This window comes from Micromonospora pallida (assembly GCF_900090325.1).
GTDB classification, from domain to species: Bacteria; Actinomycetota; Actinomycetes; order Mycobacteriales; family Micromonosporaceae; genus Micromonospora; species Micromonospora pallida.
Genome location: NZ_FMHW01000002.1, coordinates 2,167,084 through 2,182,490 on the forward strand (window position 1 = coordinate 2,167,084; position 15,407 = coordinate 2,182,490).

General features: G+C 74.5%; 14 protein-coding genes and 1 pseudogene. 3 read left to right on the top strand and 12 right to left on the bottom strand.

The window, feature by feature from the left end:
• The first annotated feature begins 30 nt into the window (after positions 1-30).
• Positions 31-381, top strand: coding sequence for a hypothetical protein (locus tag GA0074692_RS09475; RefSeq protein ID WP_091641942.1), 351 nt, complete (start codon positions 31-33; stop codon positions 379-381).
• A 204-nt stretch (positions 382-585) separates the two neighbouring features.
• On the top strand, positions 586-1,356 hold the full coding sequence (locus GA0074692_RS09480; protein WP_091641947.1) for a DUF4184 family protein: 771 nt from the start codon (positions 586-588) through the stop codon (positions 1,354-1,356).
• Here GA0074692_RS09480 and GA0074692_RS35835 read toward each other — a convergent pair.
• From GA0074692_RS35835 to GA0074692_RS09495, 3 genes are read right to left on the bottom strand one after another with little or no spacing between them, the layout of a single operon-like run.
• Complete coding sequence (locus tag GA0074692_RS35835) at positions 1,346-1,684, bottom strand: transposase family protein (protein WP_245730249.1); 339 nt, start codon at positions 1,682-1,684, stop codon at positions 1,346-1,348. The genes GA0074692_RS09480 and GA0074692_RS35835 overlap by 11 nt on opposite strands.
• 26 nt (positions 1,685-1,710) lie before the next feature.
• Positions 1,711-2,664: an AraC family transcriptional regulator gene (locus GA0074692_RS09490; protein ID WP_218106605.1), complete on the bottom strand. Its 954-nt coding sequence runs from the start codon at positions 2,662-2,664 to the stop codon at positions 1,711-1,713.
• Complete coding sequence (locus GA0074692_RS09495) at positions 2,661-2,987, bottom strand: cupin domain-containing protein (RefSeq protein ID WP_091641950.1); 327 nt, start codon at positions 2,985-2,987, stop codon at positions 2,661-2,663. Before GA0074692_RS09495 ends, GA0074692_RS09490 begins: the two co-directional genes overlap by 4 nt.
• Positions 2,988-3,125: 138 nt before the next feature.
• Here GA0074692_RS09495 and GA0074692_RS09500 point away from each other — a divergent pair, with 138 nt between their 5' ends.
• Positions 3,126-4,085, top strand: a complete 960-nt coding sequence (locus tag GA0074692_RS09500) for an NAD(P)-dependent oxidoreductase (RefSeq protein WP_281198777.1) — start codon at positions 3,126-3,128, stop codon at positions 4,083-4,085.
• Positions 4,086-4,106: 21 nt separating this feature from the next.
• On the opposite strand, the gene GA0074692_RS09505 is transcribed toward GA0074692_RS09500, so the two are convergent.
• From GA0074692_RS09505 to GA0074692_RS09545, 9 genes and pseudogenes are all read right to left on the bottom strand, one after another.
• The gene (locus GA0074692_RS09505; protein WP_091641954.1) at positions 4,107-4,808 is read right to left on the bottom strand and encodes a VOC family protein; all 702 of its coding nucleotides are present in this window, start codon (positions 4,806-4,808) and stop codon (positions 4,107-4,109) included.
• 26 nt (positions 4,809-4,834) lie between these two features.
• Positions 4,835-6,844, bottom strand: coding sequence for a putative bifunctional diguanylate cyclase/phosphodiesterase (locus GA0074692_RS09510; protein WP_218106606.1), 2,010 nt, complete (start codon positions 6,842-6,844; stop codon positions 4,835-4,837).
• Between the two features lie 247 nt (positions 6,845-7,091).
• Positions 7,092-8,144, bottom strand: coding sequence for a S1 family peptidase (locus GA0074692_RS09515; RefSeq protein WP_091641959.1), 1,053 nt, complete (start codon positions 8,142-8,144; stop codon positions 7,092-7,094).
• A 324-nt stretch (positions 8,145-8,468) separates the two neighbouring features.
• Positions 8,469-9,389, bottom strand: a complete 921-nt coding sequence (locus GA0074692_RS09520) for an NAD-dependent epimerase/dehydratase family protein (protein ID WP_091641963.1) — start codon at positions 9,387-9,389, stop codon at positions 8,469-8,471.
• Entirely contained in the window at positions 9,386-10,507 is a 1,122-nt protein-coding gene (locus tag GA0074692_RS09525) for a cytochrome P450 family protein (protein ID WP_091653104.1), read from the bottom strand. Before GA0074692_RS09525 ends, GA0074692_RS09520 begins: the two co-directional genes overlap by 4 nt.
• Positions 10,508-10,541: 34 nt before the next feature.
• Positions 10,542-11,984 (bottom strand): class I adenylate-forming enzyme family protein, encoded by a 1,443-nt coding sequence (locus GA0074692_RS09530; protein ID WP_245730250.1) that lies wholly within the window; start codon positions 11,982-11,984, stop codon positions 10,542-10,544.
• Positions 11,985-12,397: 413 nt separating this feature from the next.
• Positions 12,398-12,802, bottom strand: a pseudogene (locus GA0074692_RS09535) (glycosyltransferase family 2 protein); the annotation flags it as partial.
• Entirely contained in the window at positions 12,799-13,830 is a 1,032-nt protein-coding gene (locus tag GA0074692_RS09540) for a 3-oxoacyl-ACP synthase III family protein (RefSeq protein WP_245730251.1), read from the bottom strand. The gene GA0074692_RS09540 and the pseudogene GA0074692_RS09535, both read right to left, overlap by 4 nt.
• 155 nt (positions 13,831-13,985) lie before the next feature.
• Entirely contained in the window at positions 13,986-15,179 is a 1,194-nt protein-coding gene (locus GA0074692_RS09545; RefSeq protein WP_245730252.1) for a peptidase M23, read from the bottom strand.
• Between the last annotated feature and the right edge of the window lie 228 nt (positions 15,180-15,407).

Genomic DNA, 15,407 nt, shown 5'->3' on the forward strand with positions numbered 1-15,407 from the left:
GCAGCACACCTAGCGACACGGAGTGATCACATGCAGGTTGAGGGACGGTGGGTGTACCAGGAGCAGGGCGTTCGGCACGCGTTCTCGCTCTGTCGGGTGCTCGACGCGGGCACCTTCGACCAGTCGTACGACCTGCTCGGGGTCGTCCAGGTGGCGGTGGACCGGCGCAGGCCGGAGAAGCTGTCCGCCGGGCTGCGGCCGTGGGCGCTGGCCACGCTCGCCTCCGGTGGCTACGGCTTCGGCCGCTTCTACGCGGCGTTCACCACCCTCGACGAGGACGGCGAGCCCTACCGGTCCATTGCCGAGGAGTACGTCGACTGGTCCGGCACCGAGGTCCTCGTCCCCGCCGCGCCGCTGCCGGGTCCCGACGGGTCGGAGTGACCCGCACCGTCACCGCGTCCTCCGGGGTGGCGATCCTGGCTCACGTTCATGGCGTCGGTCGGCGGCGCCGCCATCGCCTCACTGATACTCAATGCACTGGCGGTCCGGTTTCGGTGGATGCCACGCTGGACTCTCGCGATCCCCGCTGTCCTGTTGGCGGCGATGGCGCTGGCCTACGCCGCAACGTCGATCGGATAAATCCCCGTGCCTCTCACATTCCCGTCCCACCCGGCAGCGATCGTGCCCCTGAAACTTTCGCGGCCACGCTGGTTCGATGGGACGGCGTTGATCTTCGGTTCGATGGCGCCGGATCTCGCCTACGTCCTCGACGGCTCCGGCCTGCCGGTCTGGCCCTTCTCCCACCAACTTCCCGGGCTGGTCGGCTGGTGCCTCCCGATCGCATGGGTCTGCACCTGGACGACACGGCGGGCCGCGCCCGTCATCGCCGCCCACTTACCGGCCGGCGGCGCGCTGGCGCTGCGCGACTACGCATGCCTCAGCCTGGCCAGCCACCGCTGGTGGATCACCGTGACGTCCGCCCTGACCGGCGCGGCGAGCCACCTCGCCCTCGACCGGCTCGAACTGCAGATACCCGCCGCCGAGTACGTGATGCACCTACTGGGCGCGATCGGCATGCTGCTGCTCGCCCGACACATCGGCAAGCATCAGTTGCTGCGCCGGTGGTACGGCGATCCGCCGGCACGCCGGGCCCGTCCGGTCCTGTTCTGGTCTGTCACCGCGGTCGTGGCGGTGCCCGCGATCGCGGTCACACCTTTCCTGCCCGGCGCTTCCCTGGCCCACACCACGGGCGCGCGCCTGCTGTGCGCGGTCACCGCCGGGTTGCTTCTCGCCTCGGCCGCGGCGGCGATCGCCGTACGGGACCGTCGATCGGGATGGGTTCCGGGGCGACGGCGGGCGGTCGACCCGCAGGCAGCGAGTCCCAGGTCGCGGTCAGGTTCCCGCATCACCCACTGACGGTCGACCGTGTCCTGACGACCTCGTGCACGGTTGGCGGTAGAAGGAGCAGCGCCGGCTCATCGAACTTTGGGTGCAGCGGGTAGGGCTCTGATTCGCCGGGCGTTGTGCCCGGGCGGGTCTCGCCGCAGAACAGCAGCCGGCCGAGCGGATCACAGATCACCAGGGCCTTCATCGTGTTCAGAAGGGCCTTGCCGGACACGAACCGGTCCCGGCCCGCACGGCCCGCGACCGGCCGACGCACCCGCACCTCGGTGGCGTCCATCAACGCCTGCGGGTGGTGCCCGAGGTGCGCCACCGCGTCGGAGAAGGGTCCGGAGCCGGACACCTCAATCACCGAGCGCGTGTCACGGATCAGTCGACGGAGTACCCGGCGGCTGTCAGGGGGTGGACGGCGGTGGCCCAGACGGCGGGGGTCAGCCCGTAGGCCCGCCGGAACATGCGGGTCAGGTGTGCCTGGTCGGCGAAGCCGGACCGGACGGCGGCCTCGGGCAGCGGGGTGCCGGCGCGGATCAGGCCACGGGCCAGGTCGAGCTGGCGCAGCGTCCGGTACCGGGTGGGGCTGGTGCCGAAGGCGACGCGGAACTGACGGGCGACCGACCACCGGTCCAGGCCGGCCACCACCTCGAGGTCTGCGGCGCGGTGCCGGATCGTGGGTTCGTCGGTGAGCAGCGCCCGGACCCGGTGCACGGCGGCGAGGTCGAGCGTCGGCCGGCGACCTCGGACGGGGGCCGCGTGCGCGCGCAGCAGGTCCGCGATCGCGGCGGTGGCCTCCACCGACTCGATCTCGTCGAGCGGCTCGTCCAGGTGGGTCAGGGCGTCGACGAGGACGCGGGGCACCCCGACCGGCCGGACCACCGGATCGGCGACGAAGGGCAGCGGCCCGCCGCCGAGGGCCGCTCGGACCAGGGCCGGATCCAGGTAGAAGATCCGATAGCCGAACCCCTCGTCGGTGCCGCCCGCGCCGTCGTGCACCTCGTCGGGGTGCAGGACGTGCCACTCGCCGGGCAGGCAGTAGCGCTGTTCGGCGCGGTAACGGAACGTCTGCACCCCGGTCCGGGTGACGCCGACGGCGTACCGGTCGTGGCGGTGCGGGGAGAACCGTTCGCCGCGCAGCTCGGCCGCGAGACGCTCGATGCCCGCGCCGCCGGCACCGAGGCGAAGCCGAACCCCCGTCGCGAGGCGCCGACCTTGGGGCGTCGACGTGAGGTGACGGCGCAGCAGGGCACGGTCCGCGCGGCCGGAGGGCAGGTCGCGGTCCGTGTGACCGGACGACAGTCCGCGCGGCCGGAGGCCGCCCGCGGTCACCGGGCTGCCGCCGTCCCCTCGGCGGGGCCGAAGACCACGAGCACGGTGAGATCCTCGGTGACGTCGACGAAGCGGTGCTCCTCCCCCGCCGCGACGAAGACCACGCTGCCGGGTCCGACGTCGACGGACTCTTCCGGCGTACGCAGTCGGCCCCGGCCACGGACCACGACGTAGATCTCGTCCTCCGTGTGCGGCCGCTGAGGGTCGGGCATGCCGGCGGGGATCGTGTAGGTGCCGAGACTGAGGTGGGGCACCCGCAGGTGCTCGACGTACGTGGCCCCGGCCTCGACGTGGTGCCGGCCGGCTTCCGCGATCACCCTCATGTCCGTCTCCCCCGCTGTCGTCCCGCCGTGGCCCGGCTAGCCGGCCGGTAAGGGCACGCTCCTGTCCGGCGGCCCTGCCGATGACATCCCACCGCAGGTGGACGTCCGGTTCGCGGTCCAATCCGCTGATCCTGGCCTGTGCACGATCGTTCAAGACACAGGGTCACCCGAGCGCCTACAACAGACCGACAGACGACCGTGGAGGTGACCGCGACGATGACGGGGACGGTGGGGTTCGTCGGCCTCGGGGTGATGGGCCAGCCGATGGCGGTGAACCTGGCCCGCGCCGGAATGCCGCTGCTGGTCTGGAACCGTACGGCCTCACGGTGTGACCCGGTGGTGGCCGCCGGCGCCGAGCGGGCCGGCGGATCGGGCGAGGTGTTCGCCCGGTCCGAGGCGGTGGTGCTGATGCTCGCCGACGAGCCGGCGGTCGACGCCGTCCTGGGGCGCGGCACCCCGGAGTTCGCCACCGGGGTCCGGGGACGGACGGTGGTGCAGATGGGCACGTTCGCCGCCGACTACTCCCGCGCGCTGGCCGAGGACATCGCCGCAGCCGGCGGCAGCTACGTCGAGGCACCGGTGTCCGGTTCGCGGGGTCCGGCCGAGGCCGGTGAGCTGATCGCGATGGTGGCCGGCGACGACGCGGCGGTCGCCCGCTGCCGGCCGCTGCTGGCGCCGCTCTGCGCCGAGGTGTTCGTCTGCGGTGCCGTGCCCTCGGCCCTGGTGACGAAGTTCGCGGTCAACCTGTTCCTGATCACCATGGTCACCGGGTTGGCGGAGGCCGTCCACTTCGCCGAGGAGCACGGCGTGGACCCGGCTCTACTGAACCGGGTCCTCGACGCGGGGCCGATGGCCTCGGCGGTTTCCCGGGGCAAGGCGGCCAAGCTGGTCCGACGGGACTTCGCGGTGCAGGCGTCGATCGCCGACGTACTGAAGAACAACCAGCTCATCGCCGCCGCCGCCCGCAGCCGGGGCACCGCCGCACCGCTGTTGGACGTCTGTCACGCGCTCTACGGCGAGACGCTCGGGCTGGGCCACGCGGACGCGGACATGGCCGCGGTGATCCACGCCCTGCGGGCCCGTACCCGGTCCGCGTGACCTCCCGGACGCCCCGCTACGTCACCGGTGGGCCGGGCGGACGACGGTGAACACCGCGCCGGTCGGGTCGGCGAGCGCGGCGACCCGACCCGTCGGCACGTCGCGCGGCGGCACCAGGAGCCGTCCGCCACTCCCGGCGACGCGCTCGGCGACCCCGTCCGGGTCGGACACCGCGAAGTAGACCATCCAGCCGGTGGGCAGCAGGTCGGCCAGCGGGGCGGGCAGGGCCAGGCGGCCGGCGACCGGGCGGCCGTCGTGGATGAGCAGGGCGTACGTGTCGTCGGGCGCGCCGGGCGGCACGCTGGCCGCCAGCCCCAGGGTGCTGGTGTGGAACCGGTCGGCGTCGCCGGGGTTCGCCGTCATGTACTCGTACCAGCAGGGCCGGCCGGGTCCGGGGGACGCGGCGGTCGCCCCGGCGCGGACGCGGAAGCAGCCGCCGATCGGGTCGTGCACGTCGTCGCCGTCGAGGCGGGCTCCGGCGTCGGTCGCCGCAGCTCGGACCGCCTGCGGGTCGTCGGCGGCGAAGACGGTCCACCAGCGGGCCGGCCCGGCACCGGTACGCAGGGCGGCGGCGGGCACGCCGTCGGCGAACGCGGTGACTCCCTCGGCGGTGTCGACGTACGTCCAGCCGAGCAGGTCGGTGTAGAAGGCGCGGACGGCGTCGACGTCGCTGGTGACGAGTTCGACGCGGTCCGGTACCGCCGGGGTGGTGGGTGCGCTCACCTGGATCTCCCGATCAGACGGCGTGGTCAGTGGTCGGGATGTCGTACCACGGCGTCGGCGTCGATGGTGGTATGCCGTTCGTCACGGACCCGGTCGAGCAGCAGGTCCAGCGGGACCGGCCGGCCCAGATGGTAGCCCTGTCCGGAGTCGACGCCGAGGCGGTGCAGCGCGGCCACCAGGCCGGCGTGCTCGACCGACTCGGCGACCGTCCGCATGCCCAGCCCGTGTGCGGCGCGGACCACGGCGTCGATGAGCACCGGATCGGCGCCGCCCCGGTCGGCCTGACGGACGAAGTCACCGGCGATCTTGACGGTGCTGAACGGCAGGTGCTTGAGGTAGGCGAAGGAGCCGAACCCGGCGCCGAAGTCGTCCAGGCTCAACCGGCAACCGGCGTCGCGCAGGGTGCCGGCGAGGTTGCGGACCGCCGCCACGTTCGTGATCGCCGCGGTCTCGGTCACCTCCAGGCCGAGCCGGTCGGCGTCGACACCGACCCCGCGCAGCCGCCGTACCACCCAGTCACCGAAGCCCGGTGACTCCATCGACCGGGCGGAGATGTTCACGTCGAGGCGCATGCCGGCCGCCACGGCGGCCGGGTCGGCCAGCGCCGAGGTGGCGGTGGCCACCACCCACCGGTCGAGTTCGCCGATGAGGTCGTCCCGTTCCACGGTGGGCAGGAAGTCGCCGGGGGCCAGCGGCGGTTGCCGTCCGTCGCGCAGGCGGATGAGCAGTTCGTGGCTGACCACCTCGCCGGTGAGCAGGTCGACGATCGGCTGGGCGTCGAGCTGCATCCGGTGCTCGTCGAGGGCGCTGCGGACCCGGGTCACCACGTTGACCCGCTGCACCGCGTGCCGGTAGTGCTCGGGCAGGTACAGCCGGGCCCGGTTGCGGCCGGCGTTCTTCGCCTCGTACAGGGCGAGGTCGGCGTGGGCGAGCACCGCGTCCCGGGTGTCGCCGGCCTCCAGCGAGGCGGCCCCGACGCTGAGGGTGACCCGCAGGCCCGCGCCGGCCAGCGGTACGGGCGTGCGCGCGGCCGCGTCGCACAGGGTCTCGGCGACGGTGAGCGCGTCGCTGGCCGAGGTGTCGGCCAGCACCACGGCGAACTCGTCCCCGCCGAGGCGGCCCAGGACCGTGCCGGTGGGCAGGTGGCGCACGAGCAGTCGGGCGAGCACCCGCAGCACGTCGTCGCCGACCCCGTGCCCGTGCACGTCGTTGATGTCCTTGAAGTTGTCGATGTCGATCAGCAGCAGGGCGCCGGGCGGACCGTCCTCCTGTGCAAGCAGTTTGTCCAGGCTGGCGAGCAGGGCACGCCGGTTGGGCAGGTCGGTCAGCGGGTCCCGTTCGGCCAGGCGGGTCAGCTCGTCCTGGACCTGGCGGGTCTCGGTGATGTCGTGGGCGGTGCCGAGGACCCGGGTCGGCACCCGGGCGGCGTCGGTGAAGACCTCGCCGTAGCACTCGAACACGCGCTGGGTGGTGCGGTCCGCGAGGTACATGCGGTGGGTGTAGGAGAACGGCCCGCCCTCGCGCAGCGCCCGCTCCAGCTCCGCCTCGATCATGCCGACGTCGTCGGGGTGCAGCAGTTGCCGGTACGACTGGTAGTCCAGTTCGGTGCCGGCCGGGTAGCCGAACATCTGCAACAGCACGTCGGACCAGACGACCAAGTCGGTGGCGAGCTCCCACTCCCAGGTGCCCACCTTGGCGAGCTGCTCGATGTGGGCCAGGCGCCACCGGTAGTTGCGCCCCGCCTCGCGCTCCCGGCGCTCGGCGGTGACGTCGCGCAGCTCGTACAGGCGTAGGGGTTGCCCGTCGTGGTCGACGGGGTGGCAGCGCACCTGCAACCAGCGGGTGGTGCCGTCGGGCTGCGGCCAGGGCAGCTCGGCCGGGGTGCCGTCCGGGGTGGCTTCGGCCAGCGGCAGGTCGTCCAGGCACACTCCCAGACGCCGGGCGGCCGAATTGGACCAGAGGCAGCCACCGTCGGCGGCGAGCATGGTCATGGCGGTGGAGGCGACGTCGGCCGCGACCGCCGGCAGAGTGTTCACCTGGTGGCCACCCCATCCCCTTTGCCGACCACGGCGCCCGTGGCGCCGACACACCGTTGTCCGGCGGCGACGCGGAGTCTACCCACGGGCGCGCCGGGCGTGTGCCATGCCATCGGGCCGGTGGACCCCGCCGACGGATCGGACCGGGCCGTCCGACGCTGCCTGCGCGGGCGCGACCCACCGTACGGACAGCAGCGGTGGTCGCCACGATCGTGGCGACCACCGCTGTCGGGGGAGGATGGAACGATCAGATGATCTCGACGCCGTAGACGCTGAGTGCCTCGGTGACCGGCTGGAAGTAGGTGGTTCCGCCGAAGGAGCAGTTGCCGCTGCCGCCCGAGGTCAGGCCGAGCGCGGTGGAGCCGCTGACCAGCGCGCCGCCGCTGTCCCCCGGCTCGGCGCAGACGGTGGTACGGATCAGGCCGGTGACCGTGCCCTCGGCGTAGTTCACCGTGGCGTCGAGCGCCTGGACCGTCCCGTTGTGCAGCCCGGTGGTGCTGCCGGAACGCTCCACCGACTGTCCCACGTAGGCGTCGGCGGCGCCGGTGATGTCGCGGGTGGTGCCGTCGTACAGGTAGACGCTGCCATCGGCGGCGGCCGGGGTGCTGTGCTGGACGATGCCGTAGTCGTCGCCGGGGAAGCTGCCGGTGCCGCCGGAACCGAGCAGGGCGCTCTGCCCGGAGTCGGCGTACCAGTTGGCGGCGATGTCGGTGCAGTGTCCGGCGGTGAGGAAGTAGTGGGTGTCACCGCTGCGGACGTTGAAGCCGAGCGAGCAGCGTCCGCCGCCTTCGGCGTAGATGGCCTCGCCGCCGGCGGCCCGGGTGCTCAGCACCCCGGACTCGCGCTCGACGCGGACCGTGCCACCGAGCCGTTCGGCGACCGCCTCGACGCGCTTGAGCTTCGCGCCGGTCACCGTGCGGTCGACGGAGACGACCACCTGGTTGGTCGCCGGGTCGGTCCACCACGCGGTGCCGGGGATCCGCGCCGAACGGTCCAGCTCGGTGGTGGCCCGGGCCAGGTCGGCGGCGCTTCGGGTGACCAGCTTCGGGGTGGCGCCGGCCGCGCGGACCTTCCGGGCGGTGGCGTCGTCGGTCACGGTGACGACCATGGTGCCGTCGGCCTGGGCGTACGTCCCGGCGGAGCGGTCGCCGAGTGCGGCGGCGAGCGCGGTGGCCTGGTCGGGGGAGGCGGCTGTCTCGGGTGCGGCCTGTGCGGGTGTGCCGGTCAGCGTGCCGATGACCAGCACCCCGGCCACCGCGGTCGCGGTGACGTGGCGCAGCGGGGACCCGGAGAGTCGCATGTGCATACCTCCATGGACGATGGTGGGCCGCCGATCAGGCAGCCCCGGACGACCTTTCGGCTGGTGGAGCTCAGCCGATCGGAGTGCGTCGAAGTATTCACACGTCTGACATCCGTCGCAAGAGTGCCGGTTGGTCGGACTAGCGGCTCTTCGCTGCTTCAGTACCGACAGCGGCCTGTCAGATGTTTAGTGGTGATTCAAGCCATCTGCGCAGGTCAGCATGGTTGCAGCGGAACCCGCCGGTAACATCGGCGGACCATCCGGCGAAGCGCTCCCAAAAATGTTCAACTTTCGTCCGGGCCCCGCCCCTCGGCGGGCCCGCCGTCACCCGCCGAGGCGACCCGGGTGCAGGTAGTCGTCGAAGGTTCGGCGGGGCCGGAATCCACGGGCGCGGGCCCGTCCGGTGTCGAGCACCACGCCCCGGGCGAGCTGGTCCACGGCGTACCGGGTCAGGGCCGGCGGGCGGCGGGTCAGCCGGGCCAGGGCGGCCGCCCCGGTCGCGGCGACGACGGCCACCCCCACCGGCAGGTGCGCCAACCGCGCCCGGCTGCCCGTCGCCGCGAGCACCGCCCGCAACACAGCATCCCGCGAGTACGGCCGCTCGTCGGCGATGTTGTACGCCCCGGCCGGCCAGGCGGACGCGGCCAGGCAGGCGTCCGCGAGGTTCTCCACGGCGGTGAGGCTGAGCGACACGTCCGGGCCGGGTACGGGCAGCCACGGTCCCCGGCGGGCGGCGAGGATCCGGGGCAGCAGGTGCGGGTCACCCGGCCCGTAGACCGCCCGGGGACGCAGCACCACCGCCCCGGCGGCCAGGGCGAGCCGTTCCCCGGCGGCCTTGGTGCGCCCGTACGCGGAGAGCTGCCCGTCGACCGGATGGTCCTCGCCCACCGGGCCCGTCGCCCCGGGTCGGTAGACGCTGGCGCTGCTCACCCAGACGAGCGGGCGGTCACCGACGGCGTCGAGCAGCCGGGCGGTGCCGTCCACGTTGACCGCCCGGTAGGCGCGCTCGGCCGCCCGACCCGGCGCCGGGTCACCGACCGCAGCGGCGAGGTGGACCACCATGTCGGCGCCGGTGAGGTCGGGAACCTCGCGGGCGGCGTCCCACGGCACGTGCCGGCCGACCGGTCCCGGCCGCCGGCCGACGCACCACACCCGCGCCCCGGTGGCCTCGGCGGCCCGCGCCACGGCGGAGCCGCAGAACCCGCTCGCCCCGGTGACCGCCACCCGTACCCCGTCGAGCCTCATGTGCCGGCCCGGATCACCAGCCGGGCCCAGCCGGGCAGCGCGGCCCGCCCGTCGGCCCGGGCCCGCACCACCACCGGCCAGTACGGCGCCAGCGCGGCGAGGGTGTCGGCGAGCTGTGCCCGGGCCAGCCGGGCGCCCGGGCAGGAGTGCGCGCCCGCCCCGAAGACCAGCCGCGCGGTACGCGTCGGCGCGGGGGCAGCGCAGTCCGGCCCGGACCGGTGTGCGCCGGCGGCATGCCGGGCGACCAGCAGCAGGCGGTCTCCGGCCCGCACCGGGCAACCGGCCACCGTGCCGGGGCCGGCGGCCACCCGGGGCAGCAGCGGACTCGGCGCGGTGACCCGCAGCAACTCGTCGACCAGGATGTCCCGGATGTCGGCGTCGGCGGCCCGGTCCCAGAGCCGGTCGTCGACACACCAGGCGACTGCCCGGGGAATCCCGGCCACGGTGGTGTTGACCGCCGCGACGGCCAGCATGCCGGCTAGGGCGGCCCGCTCCGGGGGCAGGCCGAGCAGGTCGGCCAGGTCGGTGACGGCCCGCCGGGCGGCGCGGGCGCGGCCCGGTAGGCGCGGGCCGGGTAGCTGCTCGGCGGCGGCCGTGGCGGCGGCGTGGCGGGCGGCGTCGGCCAGGATGACCGGATCGACGTCGACCCCGAGCAGCGCCGCCGTGGTCGCGCCGGCCAGCTCGGCCACCACCGGGACCAGGTCCACCGCCGCGCCGTCGCCCAGTGGGGCCAGCCGCCGCCGCAGCACCGCCGTCCAGACCGGACGGAGTTCGGCCACGCCGGCCGGGCCGAGTCCGTCGGTGAGTGACCGGCGGGCCTGCCGGTGGCCGGCGCCCTCCTGGTCGAAGAGGAGGCCGTCGGTGCCGAGCCGGCGGGCGGTCCCGCCGACGGTGCCGGTGGCGAGCCGGTCCAGCGGGATCCGGGTCAGCGCCTCGAGGTAGCCGTCCGGGTCGTGCACCAGCACGGTCCGCCCGAGGCGCAGCGCCGGCCAGCGGCGGGTGGCCGCGAGCAGGGTGAACAGCACCGGGTAGCGACGCAGGTAGACCCGCCGGTCGCGGCGTCGTCCCCGACCCGGCGCGGAGGGCCGCTGGTCGGTGGGGGCGGTCCGGTCAGCCACGACGGTTTCGCCGGCCGGTCGGGGTGGGGTCCGGTCAGCCACGACGGTACCGCCGGCCGGTCGCAGCGGGGTCGGCGGCGTGTGCGGCGGCCAGGGCGGCTGCGGCGGCCCGGTCCGGCTTGCGGGACCGGCCGGAGGTCGGCACCGGCGCGACGACCAGCGCGTCGGGGCGGGCGGCGCCCATCCGGTCCAGCACCGGGTCGAGGATCCGGCGCAGCCGGTCCGGGTCCACCCCCGGCTCGGGTTCGACCACCGCGACGAGCCGTTCGTCGCCGTCGCCGGCCGGTACGCCGACCAGCACCGCCAGGTTGACCCCGGGCACGTGCAGCGCCGGCTCGTACAGCCCGGGGTAGATGTTCTCCGCGCCGCGCAGGATCATGTCCTTGCTCCGGCCGGCCAGGACGATCCGGTCGCCGTCGAGCCGGGCGACGTCACCGGTGTCCACCCAGTCGGCCGGCGGCTCGCCGAGGTAGCGGTGCGCCTGTCCCGGGCCGGCGAGCAGGAGCCGACCGTCCGGCCCGATCCGGGTCCGTACCCCCGGCAGCGGTGTCCCGACGAGGTCGCCGTCGCCGTCGAAGGCGGCCTTCTCGCCGGCCTCGACGGCGGCGGCGGGGAAGAGTTCGGTCAGCGCGTACACCCCCCAGGCCTGCTCCGCGCCGGCCCGCCGGACCCGGTCCAGCAGGGTGGCGCTGACCGGGGCGGAGCCACTGTAGAACCGGCCGCCGAGCCGGGGACGATGGGCCAGCAGCGTCCGGAGCTGCGGCGGAGTGAGGTAGGTGGCCTGCGCGCGCAGCCGGGCCACCTGCCGGGCGAGCAGCCGGGACGACCGGGCGGGCAGGGCGACCGGGGCGCCGCTGGCCAGGGCGGGCACCAGGACGAAGAACGTGCCGCCGAGCACCGGCTGGTCCGGTCGCGGCTGTACCAGGTCGGCGACGGCGCGCATGCCGGCGTCCAGGCTGGCCCGGCGGTGGACCACCGCCCGGGGCCGGCTGGTGGTGCCGGAGGTAAAGACGATCACCGCGTCGCCGTCGTCGTCCCCGTGGTCGGGGGTCGGTCCGGAACGGAGGCGCAGCGGCGGGGCGCAGCCGGGCAGCCGACGGCCGACGGTGCGCACCGGGCCCAGGTCGGTCAGCCGGGGCAGGGCCAGTCGGGCCCGGCCGGCCAGCGGTCGGGCCCAGCCGGCGACCGCCTGGGCGGCGGCGTCGGCGACGACCAGGGCCGGCCGGGCCAGGGCCAGCCGGGCGGTGAGCACGTCCGGGCCGGCGCTGGGGTCGAGGACCGCCACCCGCAGCCCGAGCCGGTGCGCGGCGAGCAGGACCGCCAGCGAACGAGGGCCGGGGAGGACCGCCACCCCGAGGGTGTCCCCGGCGGCCAGTCCGTGGTGGTGCAGGGCGGCGGCGTACCCGTCGGCGAGGTCGGCCAGGTCACCCCGGGTGGCCCGGACGCGGGGACGGCCGGACGTCGCGGCGGTGAGCACCGCCGGACGGTCCGGGTGGCGGCGCAGGGTGGCGGCCAGGTGGTCGAGCACGGGTTCTCCGGTGGGGCGAGGGACGGTGGGTCAGCGGGGTCGGGGGTGAGCTGGCCGCTGCCCCGGTCCAGGTACCAGGCGGCGGTGCGGACCAGCCCGTACGCGCGCAGCCGTCGGGTCGAGTTCTCCACCACCATCGTGCGGTCGTGGACGATGGCGTCGGTGACCCGGCGGACCCGGTTCAGGAACTCCCGGTCGGTCGGGGACGGCCGGCGGGGCATCCCGCCGACAGCGAGGTAGGCCGACGCGGTGATGGCCATGTTGTTGCCCGCGTGCATCCGGTAGGGGGCCTGGTAGCCGGCATCCCGGTGCGCCGGACGCAGCCGTCCGAAGGTGGCGGCGACGGTGACCAGGCACCGGAAGCCGGCCCGGCCGATCGGCCCGTGCTCGTCGCGGCGGGCCTCGATTCGGCCGCAGGCCAGGTCCACGCCGCCGGTCAGGGTACGCCGGGCGGCGGCCACCCAGCCGGGTCGGGGCAGGCAGTCGGCGTCGGTACGGGCGAGCAGGGTGGCGCCGTGCGCGATGGCGTACCGGAACCCGGTGTCGACGGCCGCACCGACGCCCTTCTGCCGCTCCTCGACCAGCCGGGTCGGCACCGGCGACCGGGCCGCGAACCGCCGGACCACGTCGGCGGTGCCGTCGGTGGAGGCGTTGTCCACCACCAGCAGGGTGAAGTCCCGGTCGGTCTGCCCGGCCAGCGCGTCCAGGGTGGCCCCGATCCGGTCGGCCTCGTCGAAGGCGGGTACCACCACCCAGAGCGCGGTCATGACTTCTCCCAGACGAGGGTCATCAGGCTGACCCCGCCGCCGAGGCCGATGAAGAGCACCCGCTCACCGGGGCGCAGTCCGGGCGCGACGCGGGCGAGCTGGACGCCGAGCGTGGCGCTGGCCAGGTTGCCCAGCTCGGCGACGGTGACCTCGAGCTTGTCCTTCGGCACGCCGGTCACCTCGACGAACCGGTCGAGGTAGGGCACGGTCACCTGGTGGACCAGGATCCGGGCGTAGTCGGCCCAGTCGAGGCCGGTGCGGTGCCGGACCCGGTGCAGGATGTCCGGGCCAATCTTCTCGAAGACGTCCCGCAGGGTCCCGCCGTCCCCGGTGAAATAGGTGTGCTCGTCGCCCCGGGGGTGCCGGGAGCCGCCGCCGGGGATGCCGCCCACCGTCCAGTGCTCGGACCACGTCTCGGTGTCGACGTCGAGGATGCCGCCCCGCTCGACTGGCTCCACCAGCACGGCCGCGCCCGCGTCGCCGAAGGTGTAGCCGGCGAAGGCGCGGCGGGCCTGCGCCAGGTCGCTGATCCGGGTCCGCATCGCCCGGGTCGGGGTCTCCCCGGTCACCACCAGGGCGCGTCGGGCGCGGCCAGCGAGGATGCTGGACCGGGCCAGGTCGATGCCGTTGAGGAAGCTGTTGCAGGCGTTGGTGACGTCCAGCGCGTGGGCGTGGCCGCCGAGTTCGGCCTGCACGATGTGGGCGGTGGCCGGTTCGGCCACGTCCCGGGTGGCGGAGGCGAACAGCAGTAGGTCCACCTCCGCCGGCTCCCGGCCAGCGGCGGCGAGCGCCTGCCGGGCGGCGCGGACCGCGAGGGTCGAGGCGTACTCGTCGTCGGCGGCGACCCGGCGGGAGCCGATCCCGGTCATCCGGGCCAGCAGCCCGTCCGGCAGGGACAGATCACTGGCCTCGGCGATCCGGCGCTGGAGCTCGGCGGTGGGCACGACCTGGTCGGGCAGGCTCGCGCCGACCGCGGTGATGCCCACCCGTTCCCGGGGTCGGTCGAGGGGTGGCATGGGGTCGGTCATGCCCTGAGCTTGCCCAACGCCGCTGGCGGGCGGATGAGTAGGGGTGCTCATGTCCACCCGCCAGCGGACGCCGGATCAGCGCAAACCGGGCGGCCGGGCAGGAGTCACCCCGGCCGCCCGGCGTCAACGGGCCGCCCGACGCGCGGGCGGCGGCCTCAGCACCAGCCGTTGACCGGGCCGTTCAGGCCGGTCCACATGAAGGCGTCGCTCACCCAGGTGCCGTCGCTGAGCCGGTTCCACAGCGCGGTGGAGCCCCATCGGCCGGTGTGCGTGGTGCCGTTACGCGAGCAGGAGATGGTCACCGTCGCGCCGTCGCCGACCGAACCGGCGATCGCGTAGCCGGTACCGGGGCCGGTGCGCTTGTTCACCGTGCCGCCACCGTTGGCGTCGATGATGCCCTGGTTGAAGCCGAGCACGCCGTAGTTGTACAGTCCGCCGCCGGTGTTGACCCGCGCCGACCCGTGCAGGGCGTACCCCTGGTAGGCGGAGCTGCCCCGCATGAGCACCCACTTGCCCAGGCTGTGGTCGTGGATCTGCACGTACGCGCTGTTCTGCCGCAGGCCGAAGTGCACGTGCCGGCCGGAGGCGGAGCCGCCGCAGGTGACGTCGGTGCCGGTGTCGCCCAGGTAGGCGCCCTCGCCGACGCTCGCGCCGTTGACGTTGATGCTGTTCCACAGATGGTAGTAGTCGGTGGAGTAGCCCCGGTCGTGGATGACCCGGATCCAGCCCCGGCACATGGTGTAGGCGGTGCCGCCGCGCGCGGCGAGCACCCGCTGGTCGCCGCCGGCCAGGTCGATCGAGCTGTACGGCAGTTCGCCGCCGCCCCACCCGTGCGGCCCGCCGGTGTAGTACCACGTCTGGCCGACCGCGTACGGCAGGCGCATGCCGGTGCGGAAGTCGCCGTTGGCGAGCATCGTGCCCGGCGACGGCGCGGCGAACACCTTCTTCTCCTGGGCCGACACGACGGTGGACGGGGCGTCCTCGGCGAGCTCGGCGAAGGCGGCCTCGCCGTCGAAGGCGACCTGCCAGCCGGAGCGGTCCCGGTGGGCGACGAAGACCGAGCCCTTCGGGTACGCGTCCTCCTCGTGGGGGGCCACGACGACGGCGGTCCCGAAGGCCCAGTTCCGGCCGTCGCGCCGGGCGACGGTGACCCGGGTGTCGTCCGCGTCGGCGGTGCGCAGGTGCGGGTCGGCGGTGACGGACGCCTGGCCGAGCAGTCGGGCGGTCACTGCCTCGGTGACGTCACCGGCCGGGGCGGCTGTCGCGGCGGTGGCCGGGGCGGCGGCGAGGAGGACGACGGCGGACAGCAGGGCTGCCCGGACCGGGCCTCGGACGTTTCTCCAGGACACAGGAACCCCCATCAGTGGACATCGACGAATTCGATCAGGTTGAGGGGACGGTACCGATGTCATCGAAGTCTGTCCATACGCGCGATGGGGTCGAACCTCCGGACGGCCCCAGGGTGGCAGCAGGTAGCGCCACCGACCACACCTAACTTGAGGGCCTGTCAAACTACCTACGGTCACTGTCGCCAGCCATCACATGGCCGAGTGACGACCGGCAAACGCCACCCGGCC